Annotated in this window: 19 protein-coding genes and 1 riboswitch; of the genes, 11 read left to right on the plus strand and 8 right to left on the minus strand. The window is 42.0% G+C overall.

Annotated features, from left to right (window positions below):
• The first annotated feature begins 16 nt into the window (after window positions 1-16).
• Window positions 17-826, plus strand: coding sequence for an ion transporter (locus J2X69_RS03955; RefSeq protein WP_310098782.1), 810 nt, complete (start codon window positions 17-19; stop codon window positions 824-826).
• Here the strand turns inward: J2X69_RS03955 and J2X69_RS03960 are convergent.
• From J2X69_RS03960 to J2X69_RS03970, 3 genes are all read right to left on the minus strand, one after another.
• Complete coding sequence (locus J2X69_RS03960; protein WP_310098784.1) at window positions 823-1512, minus strand: TrkA family potassium uptake protein; 690 nt, start codon at window positions 1510-1512, stop codon at window positions 823-825. The genes J2X69_RS03955 and J2X69_RS03960 overlap by 4 nt on opposite strands.
• Before the next feature lie 200 nt (window positions 1513-1712).
• Complete coding sequence (locus J2X69_RS03965; RefSeq protein ID WP_310098786.1) at window positions 1713-3527, minus strand: potassium transporter TrkG; 1815 nt, start codon at window positions 3525-3527, stop codon at window positions 1713-1715.
• Window positions 3528-3554: 27 nt separating this feature from the next.
• Entirely contained in the window at window positions 3555-4820 is a 1266-nt protein-coding gene (locus J2X69_RS03970) for a voltage-gated chloride channel family protein (RefSeq protein WP_409014387.1), read from the minus strand.
• A 135-nt stretch (window positions 4821-4955) separates the two neighbouring features.
• Between J2X69_RS03970 and J2X69_RS03975 the strand changes: the two genes are divergently transcribed.
• Window positions 4956-5846 carry a TIGR01777 family oxidoreductase gene (locus J2X69_RS03975; protein WP_310098788.1) on the plus strand — a complete coding sequence of 297 codons (891 nt, stop codon included), beginning with the start codon at window positions 4956-4958 and terminating at the stop codon, window positions 5844-5846.
• 207 nt (window positions 5847-6053) lie between these two features.
• Here the strand turns inward: J2X69_RS03975 and J2X69_RS03980 are convergent, their stop codons facing one another.
• The 3 genes from J2X69_RS03980 to J2X69_RS03990 all read right to left on the minus strand — a co-directional run bounded on the left by J2X69_RS03980 (window position 6054) and on the right by J2X69_RS03990 (window position 6838).
• Window positions 6054-6425: a type II toxin-antitoxin system VapC family toxin gene (locus J2X69_RS03980; RefSeq protein WP_310098790.1), complete on the minus strand. Its 372-nt coding sequence runs from the start codon at window positions 6423-6425 to the stop codon at window positions 6054-6056.
• A complete protein-coding gene (locus J2X69_RS03985) occupies window positions 6412-6576 on the minus strand; it encodes a hypothetical protein (protein ID WP_310098792.1) in 165 nt (54 codons plus the stop codon). Before J2X69_RS03985 ends, J2X69_RS03980 begins: the two co-directional genes overlap by 14 nt.
• A gap of 88 nt (window positions 6577-6664) precedes the next feature.
• A complete protein-coding gene (locus tag J2X69_RS03990; RefSeq protein ID WP_310098795.1) occupies window positions 6665-6838 on the minus strand; it encodes a PLDc N-terminal domain-containing protein in 174 nt (57 codons plus the stop codon).
• A 271-nt stretch (window positions 6839-7109) separates the two neighbouring features.
• On the opposite strand from J2X69_RS03990, the gene J2X69_RS03995 reads away from it, so the two are divergent.
• The 6 genes from J2X69_RS03995 to J2X69_RS04020 all read left to right on the plus strand — a co-directional run bounded on the left by J2X69_RS03995 (window position 7110) and on the right by J2X69_RS04020 (window position 13983).
• Window positions 7110-9665 (plus strand): M14 family zinc carboxypeptidase, encoded by a 2556-nt coding sequence (locus J2X69_RS03995; RefSeq protein WP_310098799.1) that lies wholly within the window; start codon window positions 7110-7112, stop codon window positions 9663-9665.
• Between the two features lie 188 nt (window positions 9666-9853).
• A complete protein-coding gene (locus J2X69_RS04000) occupies window positions 9854-10900 on the plus strand; it encodes an amidohydrolase family protein (protein ID WP_310098802.1) in 1047 nt (348 codons plus the stop codon).
• A 387-nt stretch (window positions 10901-11287) separates the two neighbouring features.
• Complete coding sequence (locus J2X69_RS04005; RefSeq protein ID WP_310098804.1) at window positions 11288-12109, plus strand: LytTR family DNA-binding domain-containing protein; 822 nt, start codon at window positions 11288-11290, stop codon at window positions 12107-12109.
• 77 nt (window positions 12110-12186) lie between these two features.
• Window positions 12187-12822: an intradiol ring-cleavage dioxygenase gene (locus J2X69_RS04010; RefSeq protein ID WP_310098807.1), complete on the plus strand. Its 636-nt coding sequence runs from the start codon at window positions 12187-12189 to the stop codon at window positions 12820-12822.
• On the plus strand, window positions 12815-13453 hold the full coding sequence (locus tag J2X69_RS04015; protein ID WP_310098811.1) for a YceI family protein: 639 nt from the start codon (window positions 12815-12817) through the stop codon (window positions 13451-13453). The genes J2X69_RS04010 and J2X69_RS04015 overlap by 8 nt, the downstream gene beginning before the upstream one ends.
• Before the next feature lie 44 nt (window positions 13454-13497).
• A complete protein-coding gene (locus J2X69_RS04020; protein WP_310098813.1) occupies window positions 13498-13983 on the plus strand; it encodes a hypothetical protein in 486 nt (161 codons plus the stop codon).
• 243 nt (window positions 13984-14226) lie between these two features.
• Here J2X69_RS04020 and J2X69_RS04025 read toward each other — a convergent pair whose 3' ends face one another.
• The gene (locus tag J2X69_RS04025; protein WP_310098816.1) at window positions 14227-16614 is read right to left on the minus strand and encodes a TonB-dependent receptor; all 2388 of its coding nucleotides are present in this window, start codon (window positions 16612-16614) and stop codon (window positions 14227-14229) included.
• Between the two features lie 136 nt (window positions 16615-16750).
• Window positions 16751-16847: riboswitch (TPP riboswitch) on the minus strand.
• Between the two features lie 150 nt (window positions 16848-16997).
• On the opposite strand from J2X69_RS04025, the gene J2X69_RS04030 reads away from it, so the two are divergent.
• The 3 genes from J2X69_RS04030 (at window position 16998) to J2X69_RS04040 (ending at window position 18851) form a co-directional block, all read left to right on the plus strand.
• Entirely contained in the window at window positions 16998-17843 is an 846-nt protein-coding gene (locus J2X69_RS04030) for a fumarylacetoacetate hydrolase family protein (protein ID WP_310098819.1), read from the plus strand.
• A gap of 12 nt (window positions 17844-17855) precedes the next feature.
• Window positions 17856-18209 (plus strand): TfoX/Sxy family protein, encoded by a 354-nt coding sequence (locus tag J2X69_RS04035; RefSeq protein ID WP_310098822.1) that lies wholly within the window; start codon window positions 17856-17858, stop codon window positions 18207-18209.
• Between the two features lie 210 nt (window positions 18210-18419).
• The gene (locus J2X69_RS04040) at window positions 18420-18851 is read left to right on the plus strand and encodes a secondary thiamine-phosphate synthase enzyme YjbQ (RefSeq protein WP_310098825.1); all 432 of its coding nucleotides are present in this window, start codon (window positions 18420-18422) and stop codon (window positions 18849-18851) included.
• Window positions 18852-18855: 4 nt separating this feature from the next.
• On the opposite strand, the gene J2X69_RS04045 is transcribed toward J2X69_RS04040, so the two are convergent.
• Complete coding sequence (locus J2X69_RS04045; protein WP_310098828.1) at window positions 18856-20214, minus strand: hypothetical protein; 1359 nt, start codon at window positions 20212-20214, stop codon at window positions 18856-18858.
• Window positions 20215-20264: the final 50 nt, after the last annotated feature.

Below are 20264 nucleotides of genomic sequence, written 5' to 3' on the forward strand. Positions count from 1 at the left end.
TTTTCTAAATTCCTCTATGAAAATCACTAAAAAGCGATTAGCTCATATAGTTTTTGAGTCAGACGATTGGGCTTCCAAGACATTCGACATCGTGCTGCTGTTCCTGATTTTTGGCAGTATTCTGGTGGCTATTTTGGATTCTGTGGCTAGTCTTCACTTGCAGCACGGTAGATTATTTCTTTTGCTGGAATGGCTGTTTACTATCCTGTTCACGATAGAATATGGCTTAAGGATATGGCTCTCCCGCAACCCAAGAGGATATATATTCAGCTTCTTTGGGATGGTGGATCTATTGGCTATTTTACCCGCCTTTTTGAGTATTCTCATTGTAAATTCCCAGTTGCTTACGGTGATCAGAGCTTTGAGATTGTTGCGGGTGATTCGGATTTTAAAACTTGGGAGGTATGTCGCAGAGGCAGAATCTCTGACCAAATCCCTAAAGGCGAGCTCTCATAAAATAATGATCTTCATAGGCTTTGTCCTGACCATAGTACTCATCATGGGCACGTTGATGTTTATCATAGAAGGACCGGAGCATGGTTTTGATAGTATTCCTATGGGAATGTATTGGGCTATTGTGACTTTGACTACCGTAGGTTTTGGTGATATTACTCCCCAGACTACGATTGGCCAATTCGTAGCCTCCCTTATCATGCTGCTTGGCTACGCCATCATAGCCGTGCCTACCGGGATAGTTTCCTCAGAGATGGCTGCAGAGAAAAGAAGGATGGAGAAAAGAAATCAAGTCAGCTGTCCAGCCTGCAAACATTCCGGTCTGGATAAATGGGACGAGTATTGTAAGTTTTGCGGGGAAAAGCTAAACTAATCCCCAAGCGCCAAGAACTGTTGTATGTTTTTTATTTTCCCAAAAAGAAGTAAAATATCTTCCGCTTCGAACTTAAATTCAGGGGTCACCACTCCGATCACATTTTTGTGAGGAGTATTTATTCCGAGAAGATTCTTCTTTTGTTCTATCTTGATTACTGTGAGAATATTGAGGTAAAATTCTTTTCGGATATCGGCTTCTGCGACAGATATTCCTACATATCTGGGTGGTACTTTCACTTCCACTATATTGTATTCATCCGAAATCTCCAGAGAATCCAGGACCCCTTTCATTTCCAATCGCTTCGATAGGCGATCTGCAGTTTCTTCCTCGGGATGTATAATTTCGTCTACCCCGATTGCCTGAATGACGGTTTCGTGAAGATCATTGATAGCACGGGCAATTATACGTTTGCATTTCAGTTGCTTGAAAATAGCGGTGCTCATGATGGAAGCTCCAATATCCTCTCCTATGGCTATAATAACAATGTCGGTATCCTTCAGCGGTAAATTTTTTACCGCTGCCTGATCTGTAGCATCCATTACGATAGAATGAGTGATGCTTTCTTTGATCATTTCTATTCTGCTATTGTTGGAATCCACGCCGATTACTTCGTGTCCAAGATTCGTCAGCCGCTTTGCCAGATAGCCTCCAAAGTTGCCTATACCTACAATTATATATTTCATCTGTTTATAATTTGATTTTCAGTGGTCAGATAGCCTGTCCCGAACTTGATTCGGGAGAATCTCGCATGGCTTATAATCATTCCAGTGTGTGTCGTCTTCGACATGCTCGATTTCATATGTGTATCACTAAATTTTGATACCCTTATGAAAGTTATCCTTGATTGAATTTATCAAGAATGCACTAGTACTGGGTAGTTGGATTAAGTTATAAATACGGTTTCTTCGGGATATTTATACCGCTGCTCACCGATTTTCCGGACGATTGCCACCAGCATAGTTAAAGTTCCCACTCTTCCTATCAGCATTATTGCCATCAATACTATTTTGCTCCCCATACTTAATTGGGAAGTGATTCCCAATGAAAGACCAACGGTGGAAAATGCACTGAACACTTCAAAAGCCACGTCCATCAAAGCAAGCTCAGGGTTAAAAATCATTAGCAGAAAAACCCCAATTCCAATCACCAGTACAGAAAGGGAAATTACTGCAAATGCTTTTTTAAGCGTTTCATTCGTTAGTTGCCTTCTGAATACCTCTACTCTGGTTTTGCCCGAAGCAATGCTAAATGTGTTGAGCATGGCCACCGCAAAAGTACTGGTCTTCAGTCCGCCTCCCGTAGATCCCGGAGATGCTCCTATCCACATCAGAAAAAGGTAAACCAAGATGGTAGGAACGGCTAATTCCCGCATATCCACCGTGTTGAATCCTGCAGTTCTGGGTGTCACCGCACCGAAAACAGTGGTGACAAACTTGCCGTAGGGACTAAGCCCTTTTAGCGTAGCGTCTTGCTCAGCGATCGCATACACGACCATTCCGATTATAAGTAGAATTCCTGTGGTATAGACTACCAGCCGGGTGTTGACACTGGAGACTCTCGGGCTGTGCCGGTATTTTTCTATGCCTAGCATGCGTTTTCCACTTCCGACGATCACATGCTTCAGGTAGGAATAATAATTTAGAACCACAGGAAAGCCGATTCCACCCAGCACAATAGCAAATGCAATAGCTAGATGCATATGGTAAGCTTCCCGAAACCCTTCTTCGTATAAGCCGCTGCTCAGCGTAGAAAAACCTGCGTTGCAAAAAGCTGAAATTGCATGGAAAAGAGAAAAGAAGAAGTGATCCCCTCTACCGGCAAATTGTGCCGCATCGGTAAAGTGGTAAACCATAAATGCACAAACTCCTTCCACCAGAACCGTAAATGAGATGATCTTAAATAGTGTGGTGTAGATCTCATTTACATTGTTTTCGTTGATGTAATCCCGGATAAAAAGCCTGTTTTCTATGGAATAGATACCTTTAAAGAAAAAGCCAAAGAAACTCGTGAAAACCATAATTCCGAGCCCACCGATTTGGAACAGAATCATAATGACTACTTGGCCAAAAAAGGTAAAATCCTTGGCTGTATCCAAGACGATCAGGCCTGTAACGCACACTGCAGAAGTGGAAGTAAATAGGGCATCTATGAAGCTAATGTGGGCAGTACTGGCCTCAGGCAAACTAAGAAGTCCTGCCCCAACTAGGATTAGCAGAATAAAAGAAAGGATAAATACCAGAGAAGGACTGAGTTTGAGCTCATTTACGGTAAGGCTGAACTTGCTGAGTTCTATAAAAAAGAGAATGATCACCAAGCCATTGACAAGATGGTAATTGCCCGTAAACTCTAAAATCAGCTGAGTCGGTTCATCTCCCAACACATTCCACCGAATTAATGCCGTGCAGATCAATACCGCCGAGAGAAGCAATTCAAGGATTACCCGCGCAGGAATAAAGGATTTCTCCATTAACAATACTCTCATGAAATAACCCATCCCAATTAACATCAGGAAAGTATTAAAGAGCATAGAAGTAGCAACTTGGTCTTGGGGATCTATAGAATAGCCCAAATGAAAAAGTAATATTCCAAAAGCGAGAAAACTGCTAATCTGAACTACTTTCTCTTGAATTTTAACCACCTTTTTCAAAAAGATGATATTTCGATCAGGGTTGGAAAAGATTTTCAGCTTGAAGTTCATACGTGAGCAAAAGGCTTTGAAGAAACATCAATCATGCTTGGGAAACTTATTTCGCAAGGAGGTAAACATCCCTTCTTCAGGGTAAAAATGGGGTTTCTTATCCAAATTTTGAGAAGAATAGATACTTGATTTTCCGCTGAAAAGGTAAGCGATCAGGCAGGCAATACCTAGAAATATTCCGCTTTCGTAGCCAAACAGCTCCATTCCCATTATGGTACATGCCATCGGGGTATTGGTAGCCCCCGAAAAAACCCCTACAAAACCCATTCCTGCAAGAAGAGCCAGCGGAAGAGGAATCCAAGTGGATAATGCATTGCCCAGCGTGGCTCCCGTGAAGAATAGAGGAGTAACCTCACCACCCTTGAATCCTGCTCCCAAAGTAAAACTTGTCAGACCTGTTTTCGCCAGCCAGTCGTACCATGGAAGGGGTGTTTCAAATGCCTCTACTATCCTCGGAATACCTAAACCTATGTAGGTGGTATTGTCCGAAATATATACAAACCCTGCAATCAACAGTCCGCCAATGACCGGACGAAGCGGTGGGTAGGAGATGTAATTGGAAAATTGATGAGAAAAAAAATGAGTAGCTTGGGCAAATAATCTCGCAGCCAATCCAAAGGCTATTCCCGCAGGAATGATCCAAAGTAAGTTGACCAATGTATGTGGGGGAATAAAATCCACTAAATAATGGGTATGCCCTACACCGAAAAGCAATCCACAAACCCAATTTGCTACAAATGCCGTCCAAAAGGCCGGAAAGAAGGATTTCCAACGGATTTTCCTGTGATGCATCCATTCTAATGCAAATATTGCTCCCGCGAGAGGTGTCCCAAATACCGATGCAAATCCTCCGGCAACTCCTGCGATCAAAATAATTCTACGGTTCTCGGAATCAAGGTGAAAATGCTTGGTAAGTTGATCAGCCAATGAGCCTCCCATCTGCACAGCGGTACCCTCTCTTCCTGCAGACCCTCCAAATAAGTGGGTCATAATCGTCCCAAATAGCACCAGAGGGGTCATTCTGAGCGGAATTGGCTTTTCTGTTTTGTATAGCTCATCAAGCAAAAGATTATTTCCTTTCACCGAATTTTCGCCATAGCGGTAGTAGCTCCAGCCTATCGCCAGGCCTGCTGCCGGCAGTAATGCTATAATCCAAAGGTTGGATTCTCGATAAGCGGTAGCCCAATTCAATACAATAAGAAATATGGCAGATGCAGCTCCGGAGAGCAGTCCAACCATAAGGCCTAAAACGATCCAGAGGATGATGTATCGAAAAATAGAAGTGACGTTCAAACCGGATTATTCAATAAGTTGGCCCAAATTAGGAATAGATATTGAATTTAATAAGCTATGTATAACCTTATATCTGTCGTAGACGGCCAACTTATTTGGAAATTCTAGGGTTATGTTAATATAAATCATCCAACTATGAAAAATATTCTTATTTCCGGAGGTTCAGGTCTTATTGGCCACAAAATCACCCAACTGCTGGAATTGAAGGGATATTCTGTGGCTTGGCTTAGCAGATCTCAGCAGAAGCATAAATCTTTTCTATGGGATGTAGATAAACAAACCATAGATCCGGAAGCAGTGGAGTGGGCAGATGCTATTATCCATCTGGCAGGTGCCGGAGTTGCTGAAAAACGATGGACCGATGAACGAAAGAAACTTATTCTTGATTCCCGAATTCAGAGTACAGAATTGTTATACAATGCAGTGGAGAAAGCTACTGCAAAGCCAAATGCCTTTATCTCTGCCTCTGCGGTAGGTTACTACGGTTTGGATACAGGGACTTCGCTGATGGACGAAACCCATGAATCCGGGTCGGATTTTTTAGCCCAAGTTGTTTCCGCTTGGGAAAGCGAAGTGAAAAGAATGGAAGGTCTACATCTTCGCACAGTGATGCTCCGGATAGGAATAGTGCTGGATGCTGAAGGTGGAGCCCTTGGAGAAATGATGAAACCGCCCATTGTTGCACCGCTTGGTAAGGGTGATCAGTGGATGAGCTGGATTGCCATAGAGGATCTGGCAAGGATGTTTGTATTCGCCTTGGAAAAGACTACCCTACAAGGTGTTTTCAATGCCGTGGGCCCAAATCCGGCAACTAACCAACAACTAACACAAGCTGCAGCCAAAGCCAAGGGAAAACCTTACATGGGAATAGGAGTGCCGGGCTTTGTATTGAGGCTGGTGCTGGGGGAAATGGCCGCAATGGTACTTGGTGGCAATCGTGTATCTTCGCAAAAAATCCAAAAAGCCGGTTTTGACTTTGAGTGTCCTGATTTGGTACCTGCTTTGAAGCATATTTACCATAAGTGATTTAGATAATAAGTAAGTGGGTGTTTTGCCGAGTAGCAGTTTATGAATTTCTTCCTTGATCACGATATGGAGTCCTAAACTGTCCTTCGAAATACCTTCTATTAATTTATGGATATAAGCGGGTTGGACATTAACTAATTTCACATCAGAACATTTGAAAAGATGCTTGTCAACTGTTTCGTGAATGATTAAGAAAAAACAATTGTCTTATTTTTCAAAGAGGAGGATGTTCAATTCCTTTAGCTTTGAAAGTCTTTTATCGGAAGTCATCAATGGAATATTTAGGTAAAAAGCTGTGGCGGCAATTATTGCATCGGGTAACTTTATTTTGTGCGCTTTTCGCAATTCAATCACAACTTTCTTTATCTCTGAATTGATGTCAATGATAGTAGAATCTTCCAATAAATTTTCAACGATCAACTTTCCCTCCGGTTCTAGCCCTTCATATCCTAGTAATTCTAGTTCAGTAACAAACGAAACAAAGACAGTTTTATGGTTCAAAAAATTGGCTATAGTTCGATCTCCTGATAATAAGTAAAGAATAATATTGGTGTCAAGAAGTAGACTATTCCCATTCATTTCTCATCTTCTTTTGAATGATTAATGGGTCTTTCTTTAATGTTAGGGTTCCACAATATTTATTAGCATCAAAGTTTTTCTTGCTTTTAGCTTTTGATAGTGCTTTTTCCACCTCTTTTTTATCTGACCCCTTTTTGATAACCGTTATCATAGTTTTTGCTTTTTATTTCAATTGAACGGATAGTTTACCAATTTGATTTCAATTGATATTTAAAATGAATCACAATTTAGTTATTGCGTTAAATCCTCTTCCCTCTACCGATCAAAAACCAAAGTACAGTTCCGAGAAGTGGAACCAACACTACAATAAGTACCCAAATTAGCTTATCGTTTTGATTGGCAAAGTTGCTGCTGATCACGTCGTAAATCGTAAAGGCATAAATAGCCAAGCCTATAATTCCAAGTCCGAACATATTATGAGGTGTATGTGGTTTTTGTATTTTTTCCCAAAATCAGGTGCTTTGTGCCGCTCTAAATACTGAAGTTAAAACATCGAAAAGCGCATTAACCCAAAATCCTACAAGGATTGGGCATTAAAGGAATGGAATTTGCCAGAGCATTTACCCGTTTCCAAGAGCTATTAAATCGATGTGTGTTCTTCAATTATTTTAACCATTGAACCAAAATAGCTTTTTTTACTTAAGTAAAATAGGAATTTAGCCAAAAGTTAACCCCCCGATCTCTATGAAAAAAAGCCTGCTTTCGCTGCTTTTATCCGTTTTTGCACTTCTGAGCTATGCTCAAGTGGATATGAGTTATTATCTGCCCAAGGGATATACTTATGATGAATCGATTCCGACTCCCAAGGAAGTTCTGGGATATGATGTGGGAGAATGGCATGTAAGCCATGACCAGCTTGTGATGTATATGAAAGCTGTGGCGGAAGCTTCAGACCGGGTGACTTTCGAAGAATTTGGAAGAACGTACGAGAGAAGGCCACAAGTGCTCTTGACGATTTCTTCTCCCGCTAATCTCGCAAAGATCGACCAGATCAAAGGGGAAAGAATGAAGCTCAGGGATGCTAATGCCTCGGTGGATATAGCAAATATGCCTATTGTGATGTTTATGGGCTATTCTGTGCATGGAAATGAGCCAAGCGGTGCAAATGCCGCTCTTCTTGCGGCCTATCACTTTGCCGCCGCACAGGAAATAGCAGGAGATTTGGAAAGCATGGTTTTGCTCCTCGATCCGGCGCTCAATCCTGATGGACTGAACCGCTTCGCCTCTTGGGTCAATACGCATAAATCATATAATATGAATGGCGATCCAAATAATTTGGAATTTAGCGAAGCATGGCCAAGAGGGCGGACAAACCATTACTGGTTTGATTTAAACAGAGATTGGCTGCCTGTTCAGCATCCGGAGTCTAGAAACAGAGTACGTGTTTTTCAGGAATGGCTTCCGAATATTCACTTGGATTTCCATGAAATGGGTACCAACAGCACATTCTTTTTTCAGCCGGGAGTGCCTTCAAGAATGCACCCTCTTACCCCGGAGAAAAACTTTGAGTTGACCAAGAAAATCGGTGCCTATCATGCGAAAGCTTTTGATGAGATAGGCTCTCTTTATTTCAATCAGGAGAGTTATGATGATTATTATTACGGAAAGGGATCCACTTATCCCGATGTCCAGGGGTCGATTGGGATTTTGTTTGAGCAAGCCAGCTCCAGAGGACATTTGCAAGAAAGTGTGAACGGCATGTTGAGTTTTCCTTTTACCATCAGAAACCAATTCACGGCAAATCTTTCATCTTTTCAGGCGGCTAAGGAAATGCGTCAGGAATTAAACCAATTTATGAAGGATTTCTATAGGGATATTCAGCAGGAAGTGGAAGCAGACCCAAATAAAGCCTACATTTTTGGAAGTATGGGGGACGATGCCCGAAGCTATCATTTGGCTGATTTGATTCTACAGCATGATATCAAAGTCTTTAGCCTCAATGATAATATTACAGTGAATGGTGAAGATTTTAAGAAAGAAACTTCTTTTATCGTTCCGGCAAACCAGCCTCAATACAGACTGATCAAGGCAATATTTGAAACAAGAAACACATTCACCGATAGCTTGTTTTATGATATTTCTGCATGGACTTATCCCATGGCTTTCAACGTGGATTACATGGCACTGAACAGTCAGATTCTGAATCTGGCCAGTGTAAATGAAGTCACGAAAAGTTCTATTGCTTTAGCTCCAGGAGAGCTTATCGGTGAAGTGGGCGCATATCAATACGCTATGGAATGGACGGACTATTATGCTCCAAAAGCCGCTTACAAATTGATGAATGCAGGTTTTCAGGTTAGAGTTGCTACAGGGGAATTCACAAATGAAGATGGTAAAATCTACGGGAGAGGCACCCTAGTGATTAGTAAAGGAGATAGCGGATTGGATGATCAGGCTTTTTTCGATAAGCTGTCCGAAATAGCCAGAGAATCAACTGTGGATATCTATGGCTTGGCCACTGGCTATACCGGTGGCTTGAATATAGGTTCGCCGAATATAGTACCTTTAAATAAACCGGAGATTGCTTTACTCGTAGAAGGCGGGGTGGACAGCTATGAGGCGGGAGAAATCTGGCATTTGCTGGATCAGCGCTACGAAATGCCGATTACTTTATTGTCTATGGATAAAATAGGAGGTAATACGCTGGATAGGTACAACGTCGTTTTAATGCCCGATGGAAGATACGGCAGTTTAGGAAAGTCAGGTGCGGCCACGCTCAAGTCTTGGGTTTCCCGTGGAGGAACACTATTGGCAAAAGGAGGCGCAATTCAATTTCTGGCTGAGAATGAAGTTGGGGATTTCAAGTTTAGGGAAGCGGCTGCTCCGGAAGCCGGATTACAGAAAAGCTATGCAGACTATGATAATGCAAGAGGGGCAAAAGTGACGGGAGGGGCGATTTTCAATGCGAAACTAGACCTGACCCATCCGATCGGCTATGGATATCTCAATTCAGATATCCACACATTCAGGAATGACAACCTATTTTTGGAGCCTTCGGAAAATCCGTATGCGAACCCGATGGTTTATACAGATAAGCCCTTGGCTTCGGGATACCTTCATCCTTCCAATCTGCCGGGAATCCAGAACGGATCTGTGATTCAGGTTTCGGGAGTAGGCAGAGGGCGTGTTGTCGCTTTTGCGGATAATATGAATTTTAGAGCATTCTGGTTTGGCACAAACAAGCTCTATATGAATGCAATCTTCTTTGGGCAAGTGATCCAAAGTGGTACAACGAGATAAGTAAACAGCAATAAATTAAATCCCGGGCCTTGGCTCGGGATTTTTTGCTTTAAGTTGTGCTAACTCTTTCTTAAAATTTTGCGTAAGCATCCATATTCTACTCTAAAAAACAATGTATGCAGATTTCCACCCGATTTTTGATTGTTTCTTTTTTTTCAATGGTATGTTCTTCTACAATAGCTCAAGACATGAGTTTTGAAGAATATAATCCTCCTTCCACACTCAAAGTCCCAGAGCATCCCGTGACCAAAGCGAAATTTCCATTTGTGGATATTCATTCCCATCAGGGAGGCATCAATGAAGTGAGAATTGGTGAGTTGATTTCAGAAATGGATGAACTTAATATGGGGGTTTTGGTGAACTTGAGCGGTCGGGGTTTTGGTCGGGGAGACAGCAATGCGCAGCAAGAATACATAAAGGGCATGTTGAAAGAGTTCAATGCCTATGCTCCGGGACGGTTTATGGTATTTACCAATTTAAATTTTGCAGGGTTTGGGGATGAGAATTGGACAAGGATAGCAGTTAAGGAATTGGAGGAGGATGTAGCTGCAGGTGCAAGTGGACTGAAAATTTATAAAAGCTTGGGTTTGAACGTCACTGATATTGAGGGAAGAAGGGTGCCTGTAAATCATCCGGACTTGGATGCAGTATGGGCCAAAGCCGGAGAATTGGGAATTCCTGTGATCATCCACTCGGCAGATCCTGCCCAATTCTGGCAGCCTATGGATGGTGACAATGAGCGCTGGCTGGAGCTGAAAACTCATCCAAACCGCCAACGTGGAGAGGATAATCCGGCACCATTTGAGCAGATTATGGTTGAGCAGCATGATGTGTTTGCGAAGCATCCTGAGACGACTTTTATCAATGCGCACATGGGCTGGATGGCCAATGATCTGGATGCCGCTTCTGCCCATCTGGAGAAATATCCGAATGTAAACTTTGGCATCGGAGCCGTGATCGCGGAGTTTGGCCGCCAACCGAGACGTGCCAAGGAGTTCTTTGAGAAATACCAAGATCGGGTACTGTTCGGCAAGGATGCTTATAATAAGGAGGAGTTTTATACTTATTTCCGTGTCCTTGAGACAGAAGATGAGTATTTTCCTTACTACAAAAAGTATCATGCATTTTGGGCGATGTATGGTCTGGGGTTATCTGATGAGGTACTGAAGAAGTTGTATTACAAAAATGCGCTGAGGATCGTGCCGGGAATGAATAAGAATGTTTTTCCGGATTGATGGGGGTGTTTTCCCGCAGATAACCGCTGATTGAAAACGCAGATAACCGCTGATTTTCACAATTATCATCTGTGCCAATTCGTAATCTTTTCTCTTAATGTAGCGGAAGCGTCTTGGATTTGCGCTAAATTAAATACCTAGACTTTTTCATACCAAATGTAAAGCCGCTTTACATAGCACTACTCATATGTAAAGAAAATCGAAAAATCTTTACATAGAAGATGGCGTGCTGCGAAAGGAGAAGCTAGGAACAGGGAATAACTATGTAAATGGGAAGTTATTTGCCTTACTTTCAGTCAGCCCTAGCGTATGAGTTAATGGATTCTGTGTACATACAGTCTGCGGAAACTTTAACTTAAATTATAGACGAAACAAACCGGCAGATCTATGAGCCCGATATTTCAGCAGAAGAAGCTAAGAATGAAAGCGACACTAAAATACTTAGTCGTCCTGATTCTGGTATTGCTGGTGACGATCTTTCAGGATTATTTGCATTCACGGTACAATGCGTATTCCTTTTATGCCTCGGAATCTATTCTTTTTAATATGTTTTGGATTCTGATCTTACCGGTGGCTCTCATCTTCCATAGAGCATTTGCAAAGAATGCTATGCTGGCCCGAATTCATGTGTTGTGGGCGAAAAGGATTATTTTCATCCTTCTTGCTTCCTTTTTACACATCCTGCTTTTTGCCGGAATGGTGCATGTGGTTTCTGCTTTATTCTATGGCCATACCTTTAGTTTTTTGGCAAATCTTAATTATACGATTGCACAGGATTTATACAAATACCTGTTGATCTATTCGGTGCTTGCATTGGTGCTGTTGCGTAAGGAGAATTTTAAAGCTGAAGAAAGGGCTAAAATCAACTATCTGGATCAGCTAATCGTGGACTCAGGAAGGAGTAAAAATGTTATCAAAACCGAAGAGATTTATTATATCAGGGCAGAAGTACCCTATGTTGCCATTCATACTTCAGAAAAGAAGTATTTGCAGACCACTACTCTTAAGTCAATTTTAGAGCAGCTGCCACCGGAGAAATTTGTAAGGGTTCACAAATCCACAATCATTAATCTCAATAAAGTCGTTTCCTATAAATCACGACTAAACGGTGACTATGATATTCGGCTATCCAACGAGCAGGAGCTTCGGTTGAGCAGAAATTATGTCGAAAACTTCAGGCAAAGATTTACTTCACATCAATCGTCTTGAGGTAATTTCTCCTCTGCTTGGATGATTAGATTTTTTAGGGAGGCGACTTTTTCTAAACTTTTGGAAAAAGTAAAAATATGAAAAATCTTACTACTGCCATTCTAATGGTATTCCTGCAAGTTAGCTTTGCTTGTCAAAGCCAGACAAATTCTTCTAAAAGTGACCGATTCGTCGGCGGAGGCTGTGAAGGATGCGAAGCTATTTTTGAGTTTGGAGATAAGAAGCTTAGTCATGTAGATACCCTTCCTCATTTTTTTGAGAATAAGCCGAAATTGGAAATTAGTGGCAGCGTATTTCATAAAGACGGAAAAACGCCTGCTGCGAATGTGATTATCTATATCTATCACACCAACAGGGAAGGAGAATATCAAACCTACGGAAATGAAAAAGGTTGGGCAAAGCGTCATGGTGTTATTCGAGGTTGGGTGAAAACGGATGCTGGAGGAACGTACACTTTTTATACGTTCAGACCGGCAGCATATCCAAGTAGAGATGAGCCTGAGCATATCCATATCACAATTAAAGAACCGGGAAAAACTGCGTATTATCTTGACGATTTTATGTTTGAAGATGATCCGCTTCTAACCAAAGAGAAGAGAGAAAACCTAGAAGACAGGGGTGGTTCGGGAATAATGAAACCAAGCCAGACCCATGATATGCTCACGATTCGTAGGGATATTATCCTAGGTCAAAACATCCCGGACTATGAGTAATAAGATGGGATATTATTTGGCATTGTTGATTTTCATCTATTTGGGATATCCAGACCGAAGAATTCAAAATTTCCCAATTGACGCAGAGGAGATTCTTGAACCAACCTGGTTCAATGCAGAAGATACTTTAGAAATTGACCTTACCCGTTCAAAAATTTTCTGGAAAGGGACTAAAATGAGGGGACTGGGTAAACATGAAGGGGAAATTGAAATTCTGGGTGGGTTTTTACTAATTGAGAATAATAGAATTCTTGGAGGAGAAATCGATGTAAACATGCACAGAATAAGTGTCACAGATATCCCGGAAAGTGATCCCATTCCCATTAAAAACCTGACAAATCATCTTAAAGGCCCAGACTTTTTTGATGTGGAAAACTATCCGCTGTCTCACCTTAGTATTCGGAGTGTTCAGTTGGATCCGGGCAATAAAATTCTATTGACAGGTTCTCTCACTATCAAAGGGATTACGAATTCTATCTCTTTTGAGGTGAAAAAATTAGGCATGAACCATTTCACAACAAACCTCGAATTTGATCGCTTTGATTGGGATATCGCCTATAGCGGAAGCTGGGCAGATCGCACGCTGGTGGATAGAGAGATAGTGCTAAGGGCAGAAATATTATGTAAATAAAGGATAGTTTGCGTTATTGGGCAGATATCTAATTCAGAATTCAATTGAAGTACTTCAATCATAAGAATCAAAATGATGAGACTAAGGGGCCCAGAATACTTGGTCAGATATTTTTAGCTTCTGGCCTGTTAGTGATTCTTGTGGCATTTTTTGTTGAGTTAGATACTGATCCTCTGAAGATTGCTTTAGTAGCAGGGGGAGCATTGTTCATTGGGTTTATTTTTGCCTCTATCAAGTCAGGAACTCTCATTGATTTTCGAAACAATCAATTCAAAGAATACAAAAATATCCTGTGGTTCAGTTTTGGTGAATGGAAAGTACTACCGCAAGTAGGGCATGTGGAATTGATTCACCATAGCTTTCGCAGTTCATATATTCCAAATGGAATTACTCCTACACTCAATGGTATAATCACCCGTTACAAAGTTGTTTTGCTCGTAAATAACAAAAAGTTTTTAGTGCTGGATTATAGCAAAGAGAAAGATGCCGTTATAGCTTTGGAGAAAATAAAGATGGGGTTTGGGATTTGAAAATTGGAATTTCTGTGATAGAATTATTTTGGTTCAGTAGGGGTTTGTTTTCCCGCAGATTTTTGCAGAAAAATGCCGCAGATTTGCTGGGATTTTATATCAAAATGAATTGAAACTTGCCTCTTCTCGGATCTATTCAATAGATCCGAGCCTTAACAGTGTATTGACCTAAATAAAAAATAAAGCACAGATCTCCTCAGAACGATTCTGAGTGAGTCCGTACTTCTTTTTGGTTGTTTACTTCTAGAACTTCAGGCTCAAACCCAACATAAAGTTGGTGCCGGCCATTGGGTAGTAGTAATTCTCTGTCACCAATTCCTTTTGACTTTCACCGGGTACGAAATAGCTGAATGTATAGCCGTTTGGCTCGTACATTTCATTGAAGATATTGTTTACCAGAAGATTTAACTCCATGCTTTTGAAGAACCGTGGCTGCACAGAATAGCTGATGCGGATGTCGTTCGTCAAGAAAGCATCTAATGCTCGGGTGTCATTTCCTGTATTGTCCAGAAACTGCCTGCCTACATACTTGCTCATCCAGTTCAAGGATAAATTTTTCACCGGTTTAAATTCGATCATTGCCGAGGAAACCACATTTGGGGAAAAGGCGATGTCTGTGTCCAAATAAGAAATCTCTTCCTGGGTGAACTCATCCGCGCTGTAATCATCTATGTACTCAGTAAACTCCTTGATCTTATTTTGGCTTAAAGCCAAATTAGCACCAATAGTCCACCTCTTTGAAAGTCTATAAGCACCATCCAATTCTATTCCTGCACGGTAAGAATTAGGTACATTTTCCCGGATATAGGCACCTACATTGTTGATCTGCCCGGTAAGGATCAGCTGATCCTTATAGTCCATGTAATAGAAATTTGCATTGTAATTGAACCTGCCGGTTTGTGAGCGTATACCTGCTTCTACATTTTTGAGCTGTTCGGGTCTGGGTACTTCTGTGATCGGATTATCAGTGAAATCTGATCGTGTGGGTTCACGGTTTGCTACAGCATAGCTTGCATACCAGATTTTGCCATTTTTCTCATAGCTCAGCCCGAACTTAGGATTGAAAAAGGTGTACTTCTCTTCTCCATCCACGATTCTTCCATCGTCATTTACACCTATAAATGAATAATCTATCCCTCTTACCTGTAGGTCTCCAAAGAGATTCAAACCGGCAGAAACTTCATGAGTAGCTTTGAGATAGATATTTTGGTCATCTTTGACCGCATTGTTATCGTAGTAGCGGTCCCGGATGTCGGTATCTCCGGCGATTCTGGCCCATATTATTTCTCCAAAGTGATCCCCATCGTAGCGGTTGGCTCCACCACCTAGAACTACATCCCATTTTCCATTGTCGGAGATATAGTTAATGGACGCGACGGCACCATAGAAGTCATTATCCAGCCATCGCCTACGGATAATATCCGTGCTGCTGATCGTCGAATCTCCGATGATGACATCGGGCAGGTTGTAGTTGGCAAAAGCATCATCATCCCGGTATTGCTCATAATAACCACGTCCGTAAGTGTAGTGTAGTGCACCGTTTACTTTCCAATTGCTGCCGAATTTACCTGCATAAATCAATTGATAATGATCTTGCTGATAATTATCCGTTTCGTTTTCGTAGGTGTAGTAGTTGAAGGTTCTGTCATCTTTGAGTTTTGACTCAGGTAGTCCATACCAGCTTTGGTAGGTTTTCTCCTTACCCGAAAAGACATTCAGTTTCAACACATGGTTTTCTCCAAAGTATCCTGCTGAGACGAAATACGAACTCAAATCTGAGCTGGCCCGATCCACATAGCCATCCGAGGTGATTTTGGATAGTCTTGTATCTACAGCAAACCGGTTGTTCAGCAATCCCGATCCGACTTTGACTGTATGTTTGAATGAATTAAATGATCCGACGGAATTATCCACTTGTGCATAAGCGTCGTCATTTCTGGTATCGGTCTGGAAATTAAGACTGGCTCCAAACGTCGCCGCACCATTTGTGGAGGTTCCCACCCCGCGCTGAATTTGGAGATTATCCACTGAGGAAGCAAAATCAGGCATATTCACCCAGAATACACCATGGGACTCGGCGTCATTCATAGGAATACCGTTTACAGTCACATTGATTCTGCTTTGATCTGAACCCCTGATTCTCATTCCTGTATAGCCGATTCCCGCCCCCGCATCGGAAAAAGTCACCACCGATGGTGTGAAGTTCAAGAGTTGAGGCATGTCCTGACCCAAGTTTCGCTTGGCCAAATATTCCTTACTGATCTCCTGAAAAGTGGTGGGAGTGCTCTGTGAAGCCCGGGTTGCGGATACGATAAACTCCTCCGTCATCAGGTCTGTTGGATTCAATCGTATGGTAAGTTCGCCGGAAAATGGCACCTCCAACGTCTGCTTGACGGTACTGTAACCTATATAAGAAACTCGAAGCTCTAGCCTCCCTGTCTGCAATTTATTTATGGTGAAAAGACCATTTTCGTCAGTGACGCCACCTTTTCCCTGATTTTCTGCCCATACTGAGGCTCCCACTAATACTTCGCCGGATGATGCATCCAGCACTTTACCGCTGAGGCTTTGCTGTGCCCAAGCTGAAATTGAGGCTAAGCATAAAGCCAGACCAAGAAATACTTTGTTCATCTGTAATTTTCCCTTGAGGGAGATTGAGTGAAACATGGGAAAGCTCTAGGGAAGCTTGCCGTTTTTGTTTACCCTGTCGCATTGACAAAATTCAAAATCCGGAAGAGTCGCGCTTCGATTATTTGATTTTGTTTGTTGCTACGCTTGTTCATTTCCCTTCGCCGGCATTACCCGGATCAGGTCGTATGGGTATGATCTCAGCCCGTTTTGTTAAGGCACCCCCTATGATCTACAAGCAAAGGTAGTGGGGAAAAGTTGCTTCGCAAATCCGGCGATTAGAAAAGTGGTTTTGACAAATTTCAATTTGTTGGTAAGAAGTCTTTCCTGTGTTTATATTTCTCTCGATTCTTTTTCCTAAATTTCTAATCAAACCCTATTAACCTATGAAAATCTACAAATTGCCTTCGGGCACACTTTTGCTGAATGAAAATCAAGCTTTTTTTGGTCCTGAGATAAATTGGGATATCATGCTGGCCCAAGAAAATCTAAAAGATTACCTGAAAACAGAATCGAAAACGTGGAAGACCATTTCTCCGGAAGAAGGAGATGAATTGATTGCGAAGGGAATTTTGACACCGATGGGAAATCAGGAAATTTGGGCCGCGGGAGTGACTTATTTTCGTAGCCGGACTGCCCGAATGGAAGAATCCCAAGATGCAGGTGGAGCGGATTTCTATGATAAAGTTTACAATGCTGACCGGCCTGAATTGTTTTTCAAAGCAACTGCAAGTCGGGTTTCCGCACCGGGAAGTTCCGTAAATATCCGAAAGGATTCTACTTGGGACGTGCCGGAACCTGAATTGACTTTGGTGGTTTCTCCCTCGGGAAAAATTCAGGGATACACCTGCGGCAATGATATGAGCAGCAGAAGCATTGAAGGAGAAAACCCTCTCTATTTGCCTCAGGCGAAGGTTTATGCAGGATGTGCCGCGATCGGACCTTGCCTTTATATTACGGATAATGCTCTGGAAGACACTGCCACTATCCGATTGGAGATTTTCAGAGATGATATTTTGGCATTTTCGGGCGAAACTGCACTGACCCAGCTGAAGCGTAAGCCTCAGGAATTGGCAGATTGGCTTTTCCGTGCGAATACTTTTCCAATTGGTTGTTTTCTGATGACAGGAACCGGAATTGTTCCGGATGATTTTACACTGGAGGTGGGAGACCGGGTGAGAATTGGAATTGATGAAATCGGTGTGCTGGAGAATAGCATTGCCAAGATCTAAGACAATTGAACCATGGTCTATGATGAATATTTAATTGAGAGATTAGCGTCAAGTTTTCAGCGTAGAGGAGTTGCTTTCAGCACCAAAAGCATGATGGGCGGAATGATTTTCATGGTTGATGAAAAAATGTGCATGGGTCTGGATCGGAATAAGCTTACTTCCAAAGACCGAATGATGGTGCGTATCGGAGAATTTGCTGAAGATCTGTGTATGAAGCGAACAGGCTGCCGACCGATGGAATTCTCCGGCAAACCCTTGAAGGGATTCGTTTATGTAGATCCTGAGGGGTTTGATTTGGAGGAAGATTGGGAGTTTTGGGTGGAAAAGGCGCTGGAATACAATCCATTGGCGAAAAGAAGTAAATAGGGCTTGCTGAAAAACCGTTCGTATGAAAAATGGGTTAATCATTCAATATGATAGCTTTTGATCTATTACCGGAGTTTTTCAGCATGCCCTAAATAGTAGAACTCATTGGTCATTTGCCGGCGTCCTTACTGTGGCAGCGACTGTATCATGACAAGCAATAATGAATGGAAGAGAGCTTTGTCTATGTATCAAGGAAGCGTATTTTTGTGGATGACTCAATTTTTCCAACATAAACTTCGCTTACCGTCATTTCCCGCAGGCTATCATCTGATTACCGATGAAGTGGAAAATGCAATCCCCGAGATAGCCAAAATTAAAACGGGCTTTTTGCAGGTATTTATCCAGCATACTTCGGCCGCATTGACCATCAATGAAAATGCTGATCCCACTGTGAGAAAGGACTTTCAGACGTTCGTAAATGAATTAATTCCAGAATCTTATCCACGGTTTATCCACACTTACGAAGGTCCTGATGATATGCCGGCACACATTAAAGCCAGTTTTTTCGACACAAGCCTGCAAATCCCCATTTCCGGTGGAAAACTTGCCATGGGAATTTGGCAGGGAATTTACCTGTGTGAATTTCGTAGAAATGGAGGGAGTAGAAGCTTGATGCTCACGGTTTTTGGTGAAACTAAGTAGAGTTCTATTCTTTTTTAGCCTCAATCTTCACATGGGCTCCTGTCATCAAGATCCTGCGAAAGCCGTCTTTGGTGTCTGAGCTTACTTCTTTGCCCAGTACTTTCACCTTTGAAAATTCTTCGGGAAACTCAATACTTAAACCTGCTTTCTTTTGGCTTTGGGTAACTTCTACGATAAGTTGACTCTTATCGGAACTAGTAGTGATGCTAAGCTTATTATCCTCTATCCATAGATTATCTACAGAAACTTCCTTCCAATTCTCCGGAAAATTTGGGCGTATGTAAGTCACTCTATTTTCTGAGTCCCCATGGATTCCCATCAATAGCAAGGTCATAGGTTGTATTAACTCCCAAGATGGACTGATATGTCTGGGTTTGTCTTCATCAAACGAAAATAGCTGTGTGTCGATTTGGAAAATAAAACCCTTACTCAGCTTATTGAGGAGTAGATGAAGGTCGTCTGGGTTAGTTACAGTGCTTGTTGGTTCTCCGGTGTTGGTAAATTGGTATAAACCAGCCTTATACTTTCCCCAGTTGTAAGCATCCTGAATTTCTTGATCAGGAATTGTAATCTTGGCAGTTTTAGTCAGAGAATCGATCAGTGCAAAATTTTCATTCCAATCGGCATATAACTCGTTGCGAAGATCGGCCAAAACCTCAATGGCAGCGATTTCACTGTGATCTGAACCAGATATGAAAATAGGTATTACCTGCTCTTCCTGCGGGGCCAATGACAAGAAAACTTCAAATCCTGTGCTGGCTCCCAATTCTGATACTTGGGTGGTACACTCAGAATTAATTGGAGACAGACTCGTGTCCGCACTACTTCCCCAGACTGCAAACCAATCATTTTCATCATCTTTAGCGGTGAAAATTCCAGTCATTTCGTCGAAAATAATCCGGTCAGCTGAATTGTTTCCGAAGGTGCTATCCATCAATATGCTAGGTTTGAGATCTGTATTGGCTTGAAATTGGAACTGGATGTTTTTTGGAGAATTGCCCACATTCTTAATGTAATAAAGCAACGTGGCTCCTAGTTTATTTTGGCTGAGAATTTGGAGTTGGTGTGTTTCCAAATTCTCTTCATCAAGTCGAAAATGTGTTTTCGCAGCAAAAGGATATTCAATGAAGCTATCCGGAGAATCTAAGCAGATTAATTCAGTTTCTGTTTTGACAGCAGCGGAGAAACCACTCAATAGTTGTATGGTTTTCAAAGTAATAGCGTGTTGCTTTCCGCTGATTAAGATTTTCTTATTTCCCAAGGAGAATTCGGATGCATCCTTAATCTCAACAGAAGGCAATTTCTCCAAGCTTTCGAAAAGCAAAGTCTCCTCGGATTGCGGAGCTCTACATGCAGAATTCATTAGAAAAAGAGTAAGAAAGACTAAAGGATAGCGGGACATGACGTACTGAT

Origin of the sequence: Algoriphagus sp. 4150, from assembly GCF_031457395.1 — a bacterium.
Lineage (GTDB): Bacteria > Bacteroidota > Bacteroidia > Cytophagales > Cyclobacteriaceae > Algoriphagus.